This window comes from Nonomuraea rosea (assembly GCF_039539705.1).
Classification (GTDB): domain Bacteria; phylum Actinomycetota; class Actinomycetes; order Streptosporangiales; family Streptosporangiaceae; genus Nonomuraea; species Nonomuraea rosea.
This window is the reverse complement of the sequence record NZ_BAABDQ010000086.1, coordinates 1-16,512: the sequence shown is the minus strand read 5'-3', so window position 1 is coordinate 16,512 and position 16,512 is coordinate 1. Positions and strand designations below refer to the sequence as shown.

14 protein-coding genes and 3 pseudogenes are annotated in these 16,512 nt (G+C 64.2%); 7 read left to right on the top strand and 10 right to left on the bottom strand.

All coding sequences use genetic code 11. The features are described 5' to 3' along the window. The first annotated feature begins 81 nt into the window (after positions 1-81). On the top strand, positions 82-708 hold the full coding sequence (locus ABEA43_RS66795) for an HAD family hydrolase (protein ID WP_345581032.1): 627 nt from the start codon (positions 82-84) through the stop codon (positions 706-708). A gap of 61 nt (positions 709-769) precedes the next feature. On the opposite strand, the gene ABEA43_RS66790 is transcribed toward ABEA43_RS66795, so the two are convergent. The 5 genes and pseudogenes from ABEA43_RS66790 to ABEA43_RS66775 all read right to left on the bottom strand — a co-directional run bounded on the left by ABEA43_RS66790 (position 770) and on the right by ABEA43_RS66775 (position 3,302). After that, positions 770-997, bottom strand: a complete 228-nt coding sequence (locus ABEA43_RS66790) for a hypothetical protein (RefSeq protein ID WP_345581029.1) — start codon at positions 995-997, stop codon at positions 770-772. A 43-nt stretch (positions 998-1,040) separates the two neighbouring features. Then, positions 1,041-1,091 (bottom strand): annotated as a pseudogene (locus tag ABEA43_RS68625) (hypothetical protein); the annotation flags it as partial. A gap of 174 nt (positions 1,092-1,265) precedes the next feature. Continuing rightward, positions 1,266-1,571, bottom strand: a complete 306-nt coding sequence (locus ABEA43_RS66785) for a hypothetical protein (RefSeq protein WP_345581026.1) — start codon at positions 1,569-1,571, stop codon at positions 1,266-1,268. 682 nt (positions 1,572-2,253) lie between these two features. Continuing rightward, the gene (locus ABEA43_RS66780) at positions 2,254-3,060 is read right to left on the bottom strand and encodes a transposase family protein (RefSeq protein ID WP_345581023.1); all 807 of its coding nucleotides are present in this window, start codon (positions 3,058-3,060) and stop codon (positions 2,254-2,256) included. 80 nt (positions 3,061-3,140) lie between these two features. Then, positions 3,141-3,302, bottom strand: coding sequence for a hypothetical protein (locus ABEA43_RS66775; RefSeq protein WP_345581020.1), 162 nt, complete (start codon positions 3,300-3,302; stop codon positions 3,141-3,143). A gap of 243 nt (positions 3,303-3,545) precedes the next feature. Between ABEA43_RS66775 and ABEA43_RS66770 the strand changes: the two genes are divergently transcribed. Continuing rightward, the gene (locus ABEA43_RS66770) at positions 3,546-4,556 is read left to right on the top strand and encodes a phosphotransferase enzyme family protein (protein WP_345581017.1); all 1,011 of its coding nucleotides are present in this window, start codon (positions 3,546-3,548) and stop codon (positions 4,554-4,556) included. A gap of 255 nt (positions 4,557-4,811) precedes the next feature. Here the strand turns inward: ABEA43_RS66770 and ABEA43_RS66765 are convergent, their stop codons facing one another. Further along, positions 4,812-5,492: a hypothetical protein gene (locus ABEA43_RS66765; protein ID WP_345581014.1), complete on the bottom strand. Its 681-nt coding sequence runs from the start codon at positions 5,490-5,492 to the stop codon at positions 4,812-4,814. Between the two features lie 528 nt (positions 5,493-6,020). Between ABEA43_RS66765 and ABEA43_RS68620 the strand changes: the two are divergent. The 5 genes and pseudogenes from ABEA43_RS68620 to ABEA43_RS66750 form a co-directional block, all read left to right on the top strand. Then, positions 6,021-6,116: pseudogene (locus ABEA43_RS68620) on the top strand (ATP-binding protein); the annotation flags it as partial. A gap of 26 nt (positions 6,117-6,142) precedes the next feature. After that, positions 6,143-6,265: pseudogene (locus tag ABEA43_RS68615) on the top strand (ATP-binding protein); the annotation flags it as partial. A 159-nt stretch (positions 6,266-6,424) separates the two neighbouring features. Continuing rightward, complete coding sequence (locus ABEA43_RS66760; protein ID WP_345581011.1) at positions 6,425-7,231, top strand: LLM class flavin-dependent oxidoreductase; 807 nt, start codon at positions 6,425-6,427, stop codon at positions 7,229-7,231. Between the two features lie 589 nt (positions 7,232-7,820). Continuing rightward, the gene (locus ABEA43_RS66755) at positions 7,821-8,090 is read left to right on the top strand and encodes an integrase core domain-containing protein (RefSeq protein ID WP_345581008.1); all 270 of its coding nucleotides are present in this window, start codon (positions 7,821-7,823) and stop codon (positions 8,088-8,090) included. Then, the gene (locus tag ABEA43_RS66750) at positions 8,072-8,371 is read left to right on the top strand and encodes an integrase core domain-containing protein (protein ID WP_345581006.1); all 300 of its coding nucleotides are present in this window, start codon (positions 8,072-8,074) and stop codon (positions 8,369-8,371) included. The genes ABEA43_RS66755 and ABEA43_RS66750 overlap by 19 nt, the downstream gene beginning before the upstream one ends. 194 nt (positions 8,372-8,565) lie before the next feature. On the opposite strand, the gene ABEA43_RS66745 is transcribed toward ABEA43_RS66750, so the two are convergent. From ABEA43_RS66745 to ABEA43_RS66730, 4 genes are all read right to left on the bottom strand, one after another. Beyond that, entirely contained in the window at positions 8,566-10,200 is a 1,635-nt protein-coding gene (locus ABEA43_RS66745) for a nucleotidyltransferase family protein (protein WP_345581003.1), read from the bottom strand. 457 nt (positions 10,201-10,657) lie between these two features. Next, on the bottom strand, positions 10,658-12,439 hold the full coding sequence (locus ABEA43_RS66740; RefSeq protein ID WP_345581000.1) for an ABC transporter ATP-binding protein: 1,782 nt from the start codon (positions 12,437-12,439) through the stop codon (positions 10,658-10,660). Then, positions 12,436-14,238: an ABC transporter ATP-binding protein gene (locus ABEA43_RS66735; protein ID WP_345580997.1), complete on the bottom strand. Its 1,803-nt coding sequence runs from the start codon at positions 14,236-14,238 to the stop codon at positions 12,436-12,438. The genes ABEA43_RS66740 and ABEA43_RS66735 overlap by 4 nt, the downstream gene beginning before the upstream one ends. 349 nt (positions 14,239-14,587) lie before the next feature. Continuing rightward, a complete protein-coding gene (locus tag ABEA43_RS66730) occupies positions 14,588-15,991 on the bottom strand; it encodes a DUF5060 domain-containing protein (RefSeq protein WP_345580994.1) in 1,404 nt (467 codons plus the stop codon). Between the last annotated feature and the right edge of the window lie 521 nt (positions 15,992-16,512).

The window sequence follows — 16,512 nt, the reverse complement described above, 5'->3', positions numbered from 1 at the left end:
GTGATCGATGTACTCGTTTAGGACGACGTGCAGGTGATGTTCGCTATAACTCGGCACGTAGTCAGATTAGGCTAATGTAATATGACAAAGCACATCATCTGGGATTGGAACGGCACGCTCTTGCATGACATCGATGCCGTGGTCGCTGCCACCAACGAGGTTTTCAAGCCATACGCGCTGCCAGCGCTGACCGCCGACGGATTCCGCGCGGTCTACACCCGCCCCATCTGGATCGCCTACGAGCGTCTGCTTGGCCGCTCGCTCAACGAGGGTGAATGGGAACAGCTCGACGACGGGTTTCACCAGCACTACTTCCAGCTGGCCGACGTGTGCAAGTTAGCAGCGGGCGCCGAACTGGCGCTGTCCAGCTGGACGGGCACTCAGTCGCTCTGCTCTTTGGCACCGCATGCCCACCTGGTCGCCAAAGTCGATTCGTTCGGCATCGCCCGGCACTTCATCAGGATCGACGGCGTCACCTGCGCCATGGGCGGGGAAAAGGGCGAGCATATGACCGCGCACATCGCGGCCATCGGCGTCGAACCGGGCGAGATCCTAGTGATCGGCGACAGCGTGGACGACGGGCTCGCAGCCAAGCATGTGGGGGCTAGAGCGGTACTCTACGCCGGCGGTATGACCAGCAGGGCTGAGTTGAAGGGCACAGGGCTGCCGGTGGTGGACACACTGGCCGAGGCCATGGATTATGCCTAATCATGCTTTGGGAGAGGGCGGCGACGGCCTTACCCTTGCAGGCCCCTACAGGAGGCAGCCATCAAGCTGTGGAACGTTCGATCTCACTCTGGTCGTCGCCATCGCGACCCAGATCGGCTGCAGCCTGCTTGTTCGTGCCGCCCTGCGCGCAGCGCAGAATAATCTTCGCGCGCAGCGCCAGGTACTGAGCGCTCTTGGCGCGTCTGGCCCACCGGGTCAGTTGGACGCGCTCGGCCTCCTCGAGGACCAGATCGGCCTTTGGCCGACCGATACGGGCCGGCGTCGGCAAGACCGGCCAGTCGCTGCTCGGCGAACTGGCGGCGCCACTTGGTCACGGTCTTGACCGCAATGCCGATCTCCTGGGCTACGCCCGCGTTGGACATGCCCTCAGCGCATACCAGCACAATCCGGGCCCGTTCGGCCAGGCGCCTGTCTGATAACCCGGCCCGGCGAACCAACTCTGCTAGCTCGTCCTCCGACAACGTGAGCTCGACCGCAGAAGGGCCCGGGTGCGACACAACAACAGAGTAGAGACTATCACCAAGATTTCAGGCGCATTACACTGGCCTCCTGAGCTTTCCCCCGCTGCCCGGCTTGGGGATCATGCGCTCCCGCACGGGCAGAGGGGTGAACGCGCGGGTCTTCAATTGCTCCCGCGTGTTCTTCAGGAAGGCCACGATGTCGGCGTCGTCGGCGATGAAGGCCGGAATGATCCGGTCCACGCCGGCGGTGCGCGCGCCCTTGTTGCCCCTTACCCTCTCCCACGCGACGGTGAGAAAGTCGGGGTGATGGACGAGATTGTAGAGGTCATCGAACCTGCGGTCGGGATCATCGACCGCCCATTGGTGCAGCTTGGTCTGCATCCGTCGTACCCGCAGCCAGGCCCCATCGGGGTCGGGCCACAGATCACCGGTATTCACCAGCGTCTCCGTCCCTTGCAGTTCCTCAACTACGTGAATCCGCTGGGCCGCTTCGCCATGTGGACGGCTTTCCCGCCCCCCGACTACTACCAGCCCTCCGCCCCACCCCGGGCCATCGGCTGACGTCGCGCCTTCCCGCCCCATCGCACCTGGAGAGTGCACCGAGACGACAGCTTCGAGGTGGTTCCCACGTTCACTGTGACCCGATTGTCGGGTGAGGCGGCCAGCTTTGCCCCTGCGGCATCGCCACGGTTACGCCGCAGTCCTTCACCGTGGCCTCGCGACCGGCAAGATCAATCCGATCCAGGAGTTCCTGCCCTTGCGGGCAGTGCGCACCGCGATCCAGCCCAGATCCACCGGGTTTGAGCTGGCGGAGGTCTTGAGAGGCTTTACACCGCTGGTTCCTCGCGTCCACCTTCCCGTCTCGCTTGCCGGACCCGCACCGTCCGGCAGTGCCGGTGCGTCCCGTCGTTGTCGGGGCTGCTCTCCACCAGATCCGGCCGACTCGCCGGGCCCGGCTGCCCCCTGCTTCTGTCGTCCCGCTGCGACGGGGCAACGGTGCGGGTCTCACACCCGCACACGGATCACAGCGCCTCGTGGCGCACGGTCTCTCACCTCCACTCGATCAATCAGCGCGCCTCACGGCGCACTCGCCAGAGATGGAAGCGATCAGCGATCCGCATCGCTTCAGGTGCCCGGCTGTGGCGCCTGCCGCGTAGGCTCCGGCCCGGTCTCTGCAGATCACGTGGACGCCGGGATGGTCGCGTAACCACCGCTCGAGGGCGTCGGCAGTCTGGTCGTCCAGCACGTCGATGGGCCCGTGGGTGTCCATGTCGATCAGCACGGTGGCGTAGGAGTGCCCGCGCCTCTTGGCGAAGCTGTCGACGCCGAGCACGGCAACCTGGCCGATCTCGGAGTCGGGCAGAACACGGACCAGACGGATCAGCGTGTCCCGGCCCACGCGTATGCCGAGTCGCGCCAGCAGTCGGGAGGCGGCACGTCCGGCCAGTGCCAGCGCTATCAACTCCAGCAGTCGGCGCAGTAGGTCCGTACGGCGGGCGTGGCACTGGGTGAGACCGGGCACCGGTTCGGCGAAGGTCCGGACCGGGCACGCCGGGTTCTGGCAGGTCAAGCGGCGGACCGTGAGCGCGATCAGAACCGGGCGGCCCGCAGCGGCCAGATCACGCAGCAGCCGCCGGTAGCGGCCATGTATCCGCGAGGAGGCCGTGCCGCACGCCCGGCAGGCCGCTGGCCCGCCCCCGATATGCGCCGTGACCAGTACGTAGTCACCATGGTCGAGCACCTCCTCGACGAGGAGTTCGACCAGATGGGGAAAGAACATCCTTAAGCAGCAGGCATCGCCCGCCACCGCGTTCTGCGCACAATGAACCTCGCGGCCGCTCAAATGGTAATCATGTTCTTTGTCGAACAAGATCCTCATAAGGCGGCCGCGCCTACACGCAGCCAGCTATCCGATTGCAATCAGTCACCGGCGAGACACTCGACCATCGTCTATGACGGCACCACAGAAAGATTGCCAAAGCCAGATCCCCGAAGCGCCATCACCGCGTCGTACTCCTCGACGATCTGCAGCTTGAAGGCGGTCGTGAAAGCCCGCCGCTTGGGCCAGTCTGCACGCGGCCCGGTGCCGCACTGGAGGTCATGGCTGGTCATAGGCACTGCAGTGGATACCCGTTCTCGCCCTACTCGTGTCAGTTAAGGAACTCTAGTCCCATTTGTCACGCCTGAGCTTGGCACAGAGGGGTCGCGGTGGCGGCGGGTAGCGACGGGAGAACACGTCGGTTGGTAGGTTGGGCGTTCCGATCACCAACTGGAAGACGAGAAACTCATGATCGAACGCTTTATATTAATCAGTCAGAGTTCACATCTTGGAGCGAGACACTCCCGGATCGGTCGATGACTGCAGAGATCACAGCGGTTGCTCGCGCAGCCTCGTTCCTCACGAGCGAGTACAACATCGTTCCGTCGTCTGTCATCCCTGCTGGCGTTGGCGTTGAGTCGGAGGTGTGGCGAATCGCGAGACACCATGCGCCATCGCTCTGCCTCAAATGGTTCCGCGGACCAGCGGACCGCACGGTCGTCGAGCGCACGGTTGTCATGGACCTGCTAGCGCGACGTGGTCTGCCGTTCCCGCGTATCCATCGCACTCGCTCAGGGGATGTAATCTCTACGCTGGAAGGTCGGGCCGTCGTCGTCGTTAGCTGGATTGATGGCTCCATCCTTGATGAGCTCTGCGAGACTTCAGCCAAAGCGGCAGGCGCGATCCTAGCCAAGATTCACGACGCCCTAGCGGAGGAGCGGCCTTCGGCTACGACATCGTTGCCCTCATGGCAGACAAACGACGTTGAGGACATGATCGACCGCTGTCGTCGCCTGCGCGCTCGTATACGGCGCTTGGAAGAACGTTCAGTGCTCGACGACAAGATCGACCGCGCGCTCGCCGAGCGCATTGTGATTCTCCAAGAAGCCGACGACCTTCGTAGAGGTCTCCCAGAGATAGCTCTTGAGCCGCTCCATTTCGATTACACCCGGCCGAACCTATTGTTCCAGGAGTCGAGCCTGACGGGGGTCCTCGACCTCAAGGGAGTCCCTGGATACGCTACCTGGGAGCTCGGCAGGATCGCGTTCGAGCCGAAGACTATGGTTGCACGGCGGGACTGGCTCGATGTCGCGCTGGCTGCGATCTCCGCGTATCAGGCGTATCGGAGGCGCGCCGACATTGTCGCCGTCGCCCGCATGACTGTCCTCTACAACCTCTTCAGCCTCTGGGGTGTCGCAAATCGCTATGAGGGCCACAATTCAGTAATTCCGACTAACTACGAGGACTACTGGCTGGACCGTCACGCATCAATATCTACTCTCATGGCGTCGTTGGAAGAGGTAGAGGCGGCGATCGCCAACTGTTAGTGGTTGCCTCGTCGACCACCCCACAATGAGCTTTGCGCCTGCCGAGAATTTATCCATGCAGTTCAAATCGATGTACAACCCCAACGGGGGGCATGGTTGGCGTGTCGTTGCACGGGCTGCCGACGGCGCAGATCCCTGAGCTGCTCGGCTATCACGCTGCGCCGCCGGATCAGCCGATTCAACCGGCACGGGTGGCGGGCCTGGCCGACCATCCGTGCCCGGGCGGCTGACCGACCGCATTGCCACGCCGCTGGCTCAGCCGGAACCGTGAGCCTTTTTCATCCTCAGGCGCCGGTCCACGCGCAACTGCGTCGCGTAGTCCTCCAGCATCGACCGCGGCCAGGACCACACGTTCTGCGGCAGGTTGCCGAGCACGTCGTACAGCAGGTCGCCCAGCGTCTCGTGCACCAGTTGCGGGTCATTGTCCACCTCGGCGGACGAGACGTCCATGCGTCCTCTTTCGGCCTCCGGAGCGCTGTCAGCCTTCGGATCGTGACGCACCATCGCACGGCCGGGGTCCGGCGCGTTGAAACGCATTACCGCGGTGGCAGCGTCCGGGTGCGGTTGCGGGCGCAGCGCGGGCCACGCCCGCGTCCGCGGCGCTACCGAGCCGGGACGGAGCGAAAGGATCTCGCGCATCCTGGCCACGTAACCGCTGTCGTCTTCCCCTCTAAGGGCAGGCCCGGCGACGTCCGCCACCGGCCAGAACCGCAGCAGCCAGCACTCCTCGACGATTTCGACTTCGCTGGGATCCCAGGAGGTCGGCGCGCTTCGTATCGAACCGGTGTAGGCGCTCAGCCAGTAGGCGAAACAAGGCGGTCCTAGAAGGAGCTTCTGTCCCGTGGGGCTGTATCCCATGCCACTGACCGCCACGATGCCGCCCGGGCTCCAATACAGAACCTGCCCCGCCTCTGCCCATGGCTCGCCGGGGTTCATCCTCGGGCTCGGCGTCCCATGCCTCCAATTGGACAGCGGCCAGCCGCGCTCTGGCCTGGCTCACCAACTCGAGACCCCCCAGTGAAATGCCCTCGGGCTCGGCCAGCAGTGCACCATGTTCGGTCTCTTGCACGACATCCCGGCCATAGCCGGGTACGTCGTACAGGCCAAAGCGCCCGTACGAGATCGGCGCCTCGTCGTAGACGCTGCGGATCAACTCAGCCACTACGGTCTCCTCCATCCAGTCGCAGGTGGAAACCTTAGTGATCACGAACGACAGTTCCGCTCGCGCCATCAGGGCAGCCCGGACGGAGCCCCATATCGAGCAGATGTGGCGCTGTTCGCGCTGGGAGTACGCGCTCATACATCGAGACCGCGCTCAGCCGGCGACTATGCCGAGCCCTGCCGCGCCAACTTCAAGAAGACCCCAGCTCCGTCATACAGATGAGAACCCGCGACCATACTCCTCGGCATAGTCGCGATGTCGGCATAGGTCGATCTATGCGGATATCCGCATAGATCGATGAGTTGGGCTACATGAAACTCGACAAACGCGGTGCTGACCTGCTCTTCCAGGTTCTCACCGAACGAGAGGAGACCGCGAGCGTCGCGATCGCCTCCAACGAGGGGTTCGGCATGGCTGGACCAACACCTTCACCGAACCACGGCTCTGCGCCGCCATCGTCGACCGGCTCACCTTCAACGCCACCATCATCGAGACCGGCACTGACTCCTACAGGCTCACGCACACCAAGAATCAGGATTCCGCCTGACCGCGAACCCAAACACCATCACGCCGAAGCTGCCCGTCTACCGGCATCGCCCGGTGCGGTGCCTGACCACCTGGGGCCGCTCTTGTCGGTTCCGGAGCGGACTCGGTGCGCGCGATCGCGGCCTCCGGAACTGTCGGTGCCGTGTGCTGAGGTTGGGGCATGCGTTACGGCATCGACGTCGCGATCCTGGGTGACCTCGCGGAGCCGGCCCACCTGGTCACTCTCGCCTGGGAGGCCGAGGCCGCCGGGTGGGACGCCGTGCTGGTGTGGGACCACTTGGCCTTCACCTGGGGCATGCCATCGGCCGACCCGTGGGTGACGCTGGCCGCGGCGGCGCAGGCGACCTCGCGCATCAGGCTGGGCACGGCGGTGACGGCCGTGGCCCGGCACCGCCCGGAAAGGCTGGCCCAGACGGTGGCGACGCTCGACAGGCTGAGCGGCGGCCGCGCGATCCTGGGCGCCGGGCTGGGCGGCGTGAGGCAGGAGTTCACCGCATTCGGCTCAACACGTCCCGGCGGGGTCGTGCTCGATGAGGCACTCGACGTGATGGTCTCACTCTGGTCCGGCGAGGAAGTGCACCACCGGGGCGCTCATTACACCGTCGACGGGGTACGGCTCGCGCCGCTGCCGCTTCAGCGGCCCCGGGTGCCGGTGTGGGTCGGCGGGACGGCTCAGGGTGCGCTTCGGCGTGCCGCGCGCTGGGACGGCTGGATCGTCGCCGGCGACGACCAGGAGGGCCGCATGACGCTTTCACCCGACTGCCTGGCCGCCCAGGCCAGCGAGCTGCGCCGGCACCGGGTAACCGCAGGCGACCTCGAGGTGGCGGTCATCGGGGTGAGCGAGCCGGGCTCGTCGGTCCGGGCCTACGCCGACGCGGGCGCCACCTGGTGGCTGGAGCACCTCCACAGCCACCGGGGGTCGATGGAATGGCTGGTGCGGCGCGTTAAGGCGGGCCCGCCCGTGTGATGCACCTGCGGTGCGAGCCTGGTTCAGAGCAGTTCGATGCACAAGGCGGGTTTCCATCTGGGTCGAGTTGCCTCGCCCTGCCGTCGCAGACACGGCAGCAAGCGAGCACACGCGGATCCGAGAGGGGCCTGCGACGAGGCGCTGCCGTTCCGCGCGAGAGAACGTCCCCATGAAGGGGGTTCCGTACGTGACCAACATGCCTGACAACCCATAGAATGGGTCAGGTACGTTCGGACAGGCCGACATGCCTGACCGCTGAGAGCCACCCAAGATAACCGATCTTGCACGGTCGCGGCCGGGTCAAGGATCGGCCGCAGGCCGACCGCGCAGCGGCGCGAAGCGTTCTTGACGCGGTTGCGGGCAGTGCGACGCAATCGGTCGGCGGAGGCAGAGCGGGCGGCATCTCACGGTGAGCATCATCGCGCCGGATATACCGCTACGAACCTGACCTTTGGCCCCTCTTCGCACCCACCAGGCGGGGCCAAAACTTACCCACGATCAAGCCGCTCGCGACTGCCAAGTGGGGCCAAAACTCACGCGTGAATGGGGCCACTTCTCACCCCTGAAATCAGGCATTCGGATGCCACGCATGAACTCCATCATGGAGCGGTGGGTGCAGTCGTGCCGCCACGAGCTTCTCGACCGCTGCCTCATATGGAACGAACACCACCTGCGGCACGCCCTACGCGAGTACGAACGCTTCTACAACCAGCACCGCGCCCATCAAGCCCTGGGCCAAGCCGCGCCGCTGCGTTCCGTGCCGGACCCGATCACAGACCCCAAGCGAATCACCGACCCGGACATACGCCTAAGGGACCGGCTCGATGGAGTTCTCCACGAATGCTCACGTGCAGCTTGACCTGCACGGATGGAATTTTCGGCAGGCGTAGCGTCATCGGCACGCTGCGCCATGAACTCCTGGACCGGATTCTGATCCTCAACGAACGCCACCTGGCCCGCGTGCTCCAGGAGTACCTGGTCCACCACAACCGGCACCGGCCGCACCAATCCCGGCACCAACGACCCCCGGGCCTCACAACGCCGCCCACCCACGACGTGACCGACCTCAACGACCAGCGAACCGTCCGTCGAGAACCCGTCGTTGCCGGCATGATCAGCGAATACCACCACGCCGCTTAACCGCAGCTCAGGACACGTAGCTCAATATTCGAGCGGCACACGCTACGGATCCAGGCTGAGATACGGAAACTCTGGCGATACTTGACAACACCTTCTCCGAAGAGGGTGACCGCTGAAGCCGGCCCCGCTCCGTCATCGCATAACATGCACGTGCTTGCGATCCCTTTCACATAATGGCATTCCATTCATCCGCATCAGCGAGGCAGGGCGGGAATGAGCCGGAGCGGCGCGATGGTCGAGGCGCTGCGGCCGAGGTCCTCGGGCACGATGTCCTGCAGTCCGAGGGCAAGCCCAACCTCTCCCGTAGTGGGCTCCGGTTCAGGAAGTACGGCGAGTGGCATCGTGACAAGCATCGCCAGGCGACCGTCGCCCGTTCGGTTCCACGCCAGGTCGACAGCGCCCTCGAGCCCGGATCCGCTCACACCGCGGTTGCGGACTCGCTGTGAGCTGTAGGGGGCTTTACGGTAGAACTCGAACGCCGGGTCACCAAAGTTCGCGAGGACGCACACGTCGCCCCAGAACCTCGAATCGTCGATCTCCATCGTCAGAGTGAATGTCTTCGGACCCCAGGCGATCCAGGCGGCGGCTTGGAGTCGTCGCCCGCGCAGCCGGTGGGAGAACGAACGCGAGGTCGTGTGCCCTAGGACGAACGTGGGGTCGGCCGTGCGCCCGGGCGTCACTTCGACCTGGGCTGCGCCGAGCTCGACCGCCAGATCTCGCATCCCAGAGCTCCTCCAGATCTGGTCCGTGATGCTTTCCACCCCTTTCGACGTCTTCAGGAGAACGGGGTAATGATCTCGGCTCCACAGGGTGTGATGAGGGATCACCGGAGTCGTCGAGAGCTCGCGTAGAATGCCGGGCGCGTTCCCGAAATGGTTGGTCAGCGCCTGGGTCACGAAGGAGATCGAGTCGTGAGCCAACCACCGCTCCACGAGGGCCCGGAATTTCATCTCGTCGAAACCCGGCGTGTTAACAATTGTGACGATCTCTGCAAGGTGTCCCAGGTGGATCCTGAGAGGTGTGGACCAGTGCGGTTTGATGTAGTCCCTGAAGGCGTTCGCGCAACCGATGACGGCGGTGAGTTCCAGACCGAGCGTGGTGATTGGGCCGTATTCGGTCTCGACGACGCGAGCGTTGCCGGACATCTCCCGCCAGGAGATCATCGCCTTGTCGGCGGGGCCACACACCCCCTCGGGGTCGATGTGTATTGGCCCAGGGGCATCGAGGTCGACTGTATCAAGCGCGGGAAAGCCCCAGACCGGGAACGCGTGATGAATGTCGAGCGGGAACGTGAACTCCTCACCGCTCTTCCGCCAGGCGCGCCGTCCTCTCTTCCCGGTGTAGCGGAAGTGGCCGGCCTCGTGCAGTCCGCAGGGATGGTCGGGGAGTGAGTCGTACCCCAGTTCGGCCAGTGGGCTGACCAGTCGGGCGACATCGTGCCTGGTGAGGTCCTCCACGACGAGGTCGATGTCAGCGCCGCGCCGCTTCGGTGACGCCCCCTCGGTAAGCAGGTGGGCGGCACAACCCTTGACGAGGTAGCTGTTGATCCCATGGTCGCGCAGGTGACGCTGGATAAGCGCCGTCTCCTCGAGGCTGGCGTCCCATCGGGACTCTGTGATTTGTTGAGCGCTGAGGATCTCGGCGGCCAACGTCGGCGGGGCCTCGATAACCCCCTTCTCGATCATCGCCCAGGCTTGTCCAGTGAGGCGGTGCCGGCGCAGGGCTTCCACCGTCCGATCCTGCGGTTCCATGGCGCGTATCCGGAGGTTCGTGCTGGTGTTCACAGTGCTGTGCGCGCCGACAAGGCGAAGGAAATTGCTGATGTCCACATGTTCTCCCGGTTGATCATGCGCCAATGCGACGGAAGTCGTTCGGGCGGTTCAATTCCATGCGAGCGCGTTCCGCCTCGCTGATCCCCAACGCTGCGAGCGTCACCGTGGTAGCGCGATAGTCGCGAGTGCCGGGAGGCTCACCGTGTACGGCGAAGGCTGCCGTCGCAGTGAGGCTCCTCGCGGTTCATGAGTGCGTCCAACTGAATCTTCTGGAACTGGAGCGCGCCGCGGCCCTTAGGGGTCGGGTGGTAGGAGGTGAGGATGCCCTACCACCGCAGTTTACGAATCTTTTCAATGATTCCCGCAGCTGCCCATCCTGGAGCGTCTAAGAGTCGAATCCAGTCACATAATCGAAGCCACCCACCTGGGCGAGTAGGCACAAGCCGAGGATAGATTAACCACGGAATGCGCAGAAGTGGAAGCTGCTCACCATCCCCCTGGAGCGCAGTCATCGTCATCGGTAGGCAAGCTCCTGTGTCTGGTACAGCTTGGCGTACTCTCCACCGTCGGCCATAAGCTCTTGGTGTGTCCCATGCTCGGCTACCTTCCCGTCTGATAGCACCACGATGTGGTCGGCCATGTGTACGGTAGAGAAGCGGTGCGAGACGAGCAGGGTGACGGCCCCACGGTCCCGCGAGCTGCGGGTTTGGGCGGTGAACAGTTCGTAGAGGTCGTGCTCGGCCTGCGGGTCCAGGGCCGCGGTCGGCTCGTCCAGCAGCGTGAGCAGGGGCTCGTCGCGCATCAGCCCGCGTGCCAGAGCAAGTCCTTGCCACTGGCCGTGCGAGAGTTCGACTCCGCCGAAGAGTGCACCAAGCTGAGCGTGCAGGCCGCCGGGCAAGGCGTCCACGATCCGGTTCGCGCCCGCCTCTTCTATGGCCTGGGCGACGGTGGGCAGGTCGGCCAGCCGGGATACATCCCCGACGCCGACCGCCTCGTGGAGCAGGAACTGGAACTTCTGGAAGTCCTGGAAGGCGCCCGTGCACACGCGGGTCCACGCCGCCGGGTCGAGGTCGCCGAGCGGTATGCCATCCACGGTGATCGTGCCCCCGTCCGGCCGGTAGACGCCGGTGAGCAGCTTGACCAGTGTGCTCTTGCCCGCGCCATTGATCCCGACCAGGCCGAGCGAGCTGCTGGCCGGGATGGTCAGTGAGACGCCTCGCAGGACGGGTACGTCGCTGCCGGGGTAGGTGAACCAAACATCCTGGAGCTCGATGCCGCGGCGCAGGTGTGTGGGAGCGGCGGCGGTGCCGTCGGCAACGTGGTCGCGTGCGTAGTCCACTAGCCACCGGTAGTGCTCAGCGACCCGGCCGCCGTCCGCGACGGTGGTGACGCTGCTGACGGTGCGTGCCATCTGGGCGCGGAACTGGCTGGTCAGCGAGATGAGCATGACGGCGTCGCCCGGGGTCGCGGCGCTGGTGGCGAGCAAATGGCCGACGAAGGCCAGGCCGGCGCCGACTATGGTGAAGTACAGCGCCCATCCGGCGAGCTCGATGCCCATGCCGCTCAGGCGTGCCCGCTCCTCCCGGGCGATGACCTGATGCCAGAGGCCGGTGGCCATGTCGGAGAGGGTGTGGCCGTTGCCGCTGGTGCGGATCTCCTTGGCCGACTCCGCCGTCAGGAAGAGCTCGTGCAGGCTCTTCTCCTGGCGGATCGATTCGGCCGTACTGTCGATGACGGCCCTCAGGAGGCGGTTGGCCCGGTTTGTGAGCGGCAGGATGGGGATGGCGGCCACGGCGACGAGTGCCAGCGCCGGGTGCACGTCGGCCAGCAACCACAGGCTGCCAGCGACTCCGGCGAGCCCGGCCACGGAGTAGGCGGCCGCCCAGCCAGTGTAGGCGAGGCGGTGCGCGCCCCGGCGCAGCATGATCACCCGGTTGAGGAAGTCGTGCCGCTCCAGGTGGGTGACCGTGGGAACGTGTGCGGACGCCTCGGTAATCTGCTGTTCGAGCGTGAGCTGGATGCGGTTGTTCAGGTCGTTGTGGTAGTTGCTGGTGATCAGGTTGATCGTGCTGGACAACACGTGCATAAGTACGCCGAATACGGTAGCGGTCACGACGCTAGAGGCCAGGCCGAGTCCGGCCGCGTCCACCAGCCACCGCTGGGCCGTCGCCGTGCCGACTCCGGCCACCGAGGTGAACAAGACGAAGACGCCGACCAGGATGGTGGTCCGTTTGTCGGCACGCAGGCTCAGCCGCAGGGTGTAGCCCACCATCCGGACACCGTCGCGCACTTTCATGACGCCGCCTTAGCGAATCTGGACGCCTGGAGCCGGAACAGCCTCGCGTATTGGCCGCCCGCCTCCATCAGCGTGTCGTGACTGCCCATCTCGATGACTCGTCCCTCATCCAGCACGGCGATCCGGTCGGCCGGCCGTACGGTCGACAGGCGGTGCGAGATGAGCACCACGGTGGCCTCGCCCGCGGCGGCGACGACGCGTTCGTGGAACTCCGCCTCCGCCCGCACGTCCAGGTGGGCCGTGGGCTCGTCCAGGATGAGCAGCCGCCGGCCTGCGGCCACGGCGTACAGGACACGGGCGAGCGCCAGCTTCTGCCATTGGCCGCCGGACAGGTCGCGTCCGCCAGTGCCGGTGCGCCACAGTTGCGTGTCGAGGTCGAGATCCACGCCGCTGCGGCGCAGGATCGCGAGCAGCCGGTCGTCGCCGAGGCGGGCCTGCGGGGCGGCCAGGGTGATGTTGTCGCGCGCACTCAGCGGGTAGCGCAGAAAGTCCTGGAAGAGGATGGTAAGCCTGCGCCGCCAGGAGTCGGGGTCCAGCTCCTTGAGATCCGTTCCGTCGGCGGTGATGGTGCCAGTGGTGGGCTCGTACAGGCCAGCCAAGAGCTTCATTAGCGTGGTCTTGCCGACACCGTTGACCCCAACGATCGCCAGCCGTTCGCCCGGCCGGATCTCCAGGTCCAGGCTGTCCAACACTGGCCGGTTGAGCCCCGGATAGGTGAAGGATACGTTCTCGAAGCGCACCAACGGTGTATCGCGATCTTCGGAGGCGATGCCCGGGCGCCGCTCCGGCACCGCTCGCGCTAGGGCGCCGAGGGCGGCCGCAGCGGTCTTGCCGTACTCGATGTCCACGTCCTCCATGTTCAGCTCCGCTAGGGAGAACAACCCCCAGGCGGCCACCAGGCAGGAGGTGAGCTCTCCCACGCTCAACGTGTCGTTGAGAGCCGCCATCGCCGGTACGGCCAGCGCCAGCGTCGCCCCGGCGGCGATGAGCGTCGCGGCTGGCCACTGGCCGCGCAGGATGCGGCGGCGCAGCACCCAGTAGTCCGCCATCCAGAAGTGGTGCGCCGCCAGGCGTCTGCCACTCACCCAGTCGGCCAGGCCGAACAACCGCACCTCCTTGGCGGCGTCGGCGCCGAGGGCCAGCTCCGCCCAGTAGTCCACCTTGCGCCGCTCCGGGTTGCGCTTGTCCTTCTCCTCCTGCAGCAGCAGCCAGTCGCGGGTGACGAGCGTCCTGACCACCAGTGCGATGACGAGCAGCGCCAGGGCGGTGAGCGGGAAGTGCGCGGCGAACACGGCGGCCATCGCCACCGCCGCGGCTATCCGGGCGGTCAGCCGCAACTGCCCGACCGCCGCTGTTCCCGCTGAGCGCGTCCGCCAGCTCGCGCCCTGGTCACTCGCCTTGGCGACCAGGTCGTGGAAGGCTGGATCCTCCAGGTGGGCGATCCCACCGGGCCGCAGCGTCAGCTCCCTAACCTGGGCGCGCACGTCCCCGTCGATCTGTTTGGCCGCCGACCCCATCACCACCCGCGCCCCGACCTCGGTGGCCTGACGGGCCAGCATCGCCGTCGCGAAGGCGATCGCCGCCGCCGTAACCGGGGTTCCGGCGGTGAGGTTGTCCACCACGTCGCTGGCGAACAGGGCCGTCAGCGGTGCCGCGGCTAGGGACACACCGAGCAGCAGGAGAATCAGCGCCAGCCTGGCAGGGCCGGCCTGGGGCAGCAACGCGTACAGCCGGCTCCGCTCGGCAACCAGTTGCCGCAACTGGGCCTGCGAAGGGGTCCACCGAGGTCTACCAGTCATACCTGCCACTTTCAGTGCAATTGCCAATGGTTCGGTTGCGCACTTTCGCAGATCAGAGATTCAACGTGGGACGACCAACGCCAAAAGCAATCCAGCATTGCTTTCCTCGCGGGAGGGCAAGTTCCACACAGCATGTCCGCTAGCACCTTGACTTCAACTTCACGAACGATAATCGATGAATATGGCTGCACTATTGTGTCCATACAAATGGATCAGCTGAAGAGGATGGCGACACGGCGACTGTGTGACCGTAATCATTCGGCTTTCGATATGCCCTGCGTCGTGAGGCAACCCACCACTCTCTTAGCAGGCCGACCGCAGTCGTTATAGAGACGAGTGACATATAAAGTCAAGTGCCGAATTTCGATATCCGAAGCGCGAGGTACGGCCGTCGTGGAAGCTTTATCTCGGCGTGGCCCTCAAGCGCTTCATCGATCGGAGTGATTGTCATATTCCAGGTATCGATCACCTCGACACGATGTGACCCGGGCGGCAGATCTAGCGAGACGGTAGCAGACTGTCGGCGTCCCAAGTAGCGCAGCTCCTGCATATCGGTGACGGATTCCATAATCATACGCAAGAAACCGATGCGGGATGGACTTTCGCCATGGAGGGTGCCGCCCTTGTGCAGCCAAGGCCTGTCGCCTTGGCCGACAAATGTCTCACTATGGCCGGGATAACCGCCTCGCGTCGCGCACTCCCAAAATCGGTGCACTAGTTCCTGTCCAGAGATATTGGCCCAGCGCCTGGCTGCATCACCCTCGTAGGAGATCTCATCAAGCACTGCCGGCTTACTATACTTATTTAGCCACTCGGTGGTTGAAGCCATGTCCCAATGCTGTATGCTCTGATGGCTGATCCACGGCTTAGTGAAGTCGTACAAATTGCCTCGCTCGTACATGCGGTTGCCGTTGTGTATCGACAGCAGATGCTCGTACGGGTCGATCCGCTTGACAAATCGAAACAGGTCATCCCAATCTTCTATTGTCTTTGAGCGGTTAAAGTTGTATTCGTTGGCAAGCGACCACCAGACATTACGATAGGCGCCCAGTCGTGCGATAACGTATCGCAGGTAAGCATGATCCCTTTCGCGGCCCATGTCTTCAAGGCCGCGGTAGCCACGATCATAAGGATGGAAGAGAATTACGTCAGCTTCGACGCCAATATCTCGCAGATCACTCACTCTGCGCTCGAAGTGCTGAAAGAATGAAGGGTTAAAGCGGTCGAGATCCAAACCGTCCGGGTCGGAGCCCGCAAACGGCACCAACGGGGGGTTAACCTTCCGAATGGGTAGTACGCACATGCGCAGTTTGTTGAACGGTGATTCTTGCAGCGTATTGAGCGTTGCTTGCTCACGTTCCTCATCCAAGTCGTGTGTCCAGTGGTAGCAGGTTGTACCGAACGGCATGAACCGTGTGCCGTCCGCGTAGAGGAAGTTGGTTCTGTGCGCCCGGACTGGGCCATGGTTGCTCCGACTGGCCTCTGTAACGTTGAGTTCCCCGGTGAAGCCATCGAGTTCTGCTGCGTTGCTGACCGTGACAAAGCGCCAAAGGCCTGCCTTGTCCGGCATGAACCGAACGCGATAGACGCCACCGCCATCGTAGAATCCATCGACTTCGACGATTCTGTTGCGGAACTGATAGCACGCAGTCAGCTGTACATCCTTAAATGGATTGCCTTCATCGGGACCTGCTAGCTCCAACTCGTGCATGGCCCAGCGTTCGACAGAAGCGGGCCAGATTGGGGGACTCATCAAATCACTCCTCAAGGCGAGTAAATCACATAAAGCCTTTTATATCACTATCAGAAGTCAGAGCTACTATCATGCCAGACCCGGGACAATTGACAGGGCGGAGGCGTTGGCAAATCCAGGCAAGTGAATATATATTCATGACAGCATAACGCTTTAGGCATAGCATCCATATGTGGAGGCGCGATTGTCAAGACCCGAACCTCACTTTGTTGCTCGACTTTGTCCAGTCGAGATCCCCCGGCACCGTGGTGCCGGTTTTCCAGATAGGCGAAGCAGACTTCTTCGATCCGCCCATGGGGCCGGCGTGCCGTCGTGCCAGCTCGCGTGGGGTCCGAGCCAGCCTCGCAGCCGGATCGTTCTCCGAGGGCCGGGCGGGCGTGCTGGCCGCGCCGGTTGTTCGGCGCGGAGTTCCTCAAACGCGAAGTTCCTGCAGCAATCTTCGGTGTCAATGGCGTCCGTCGGGCCCCGGCTCTGAAAATTCGACCAGATCGCCATGAGTACGGCGGTTTGAGCGCCGACAG

Coding starts and splice junctions, on each gene's coding strand:
- ABEA43_RS66795 (WP_345581032.1), top strand. CDS start 82: ATGACAAAGCACATCATCTGGGATTGGAACGGCACGCTCTTGCATGAC.
- ABEA43_RS66785 (WP_345581026.1), bottom strand. CDS start 1,571: ATGCAGACCAAGCTGCACCAATGGGCGGTCGATGATCCCGACCGCAGG.
- ABEA43_RS66775 (WP_345581020.1), bottom strand. CDS start 3,302: ATGACCAGCCATGACCTCCAGTGCGGCACCGGGCCGCGTGCAGACTGG.
- ABEA43_RS66770 (WP_345581017.1), top strand. CDS start 3,546: ATGACTGCAGAGATCACAGCGGTTGCTCGCGCAGCCTCGTTCCTCACG.
- ABEA43_RS66765 (WP_345581014.1), bottom strand. CDS start 5,492: ATGAACCCCGGCGAGCCATGGGCAGAGGCGGGGCAGGTTCTGTATTGG.
- ABEA43_RS66760 (WP_345581011.1), top strand. CDS start 6,425: ATGCGTTACGGCATCGACGTCGCGATCCTGGGTGACCTCGCGGAGCCG.
- ABEA43_RS66755 (WP_345581008.1), top strand. CDS start 7,821: ATGAACTCCATCATGGAGCGGTGGGTGCAGTCGTGCCGCCACGAGCTT.
- ABEA43_RS66750 (WP_345581006.1), top strand. CDS start 8,072: ATGCTCACGTGCAGCTTGACCTGCACGGATGGAATTTTCGGCAGGCGT.
- ABEA43_RS66740 (WP_345581000.1), bottom strand. CDS start 12,439: ATGAAAGTGCGCGACGGTGTCCGGATGGTGGGCTACACCCTGCGGCTG.
- ABEA43_RS66735 (WP_345580997.1), bottom strand. CDS start 14,238: ATGACTGGTAGACCTCGGTGGACCCCTTCGCAGGCCCAGTTGCGGCAA.
- ABEA43_RS66730 (WP_345580994.1), bottom strand. CDS start 15,991: ATGAGTCCCCCAATCTGGCCCGCTTCTGTCGAACGCTGGGCCATGCAC.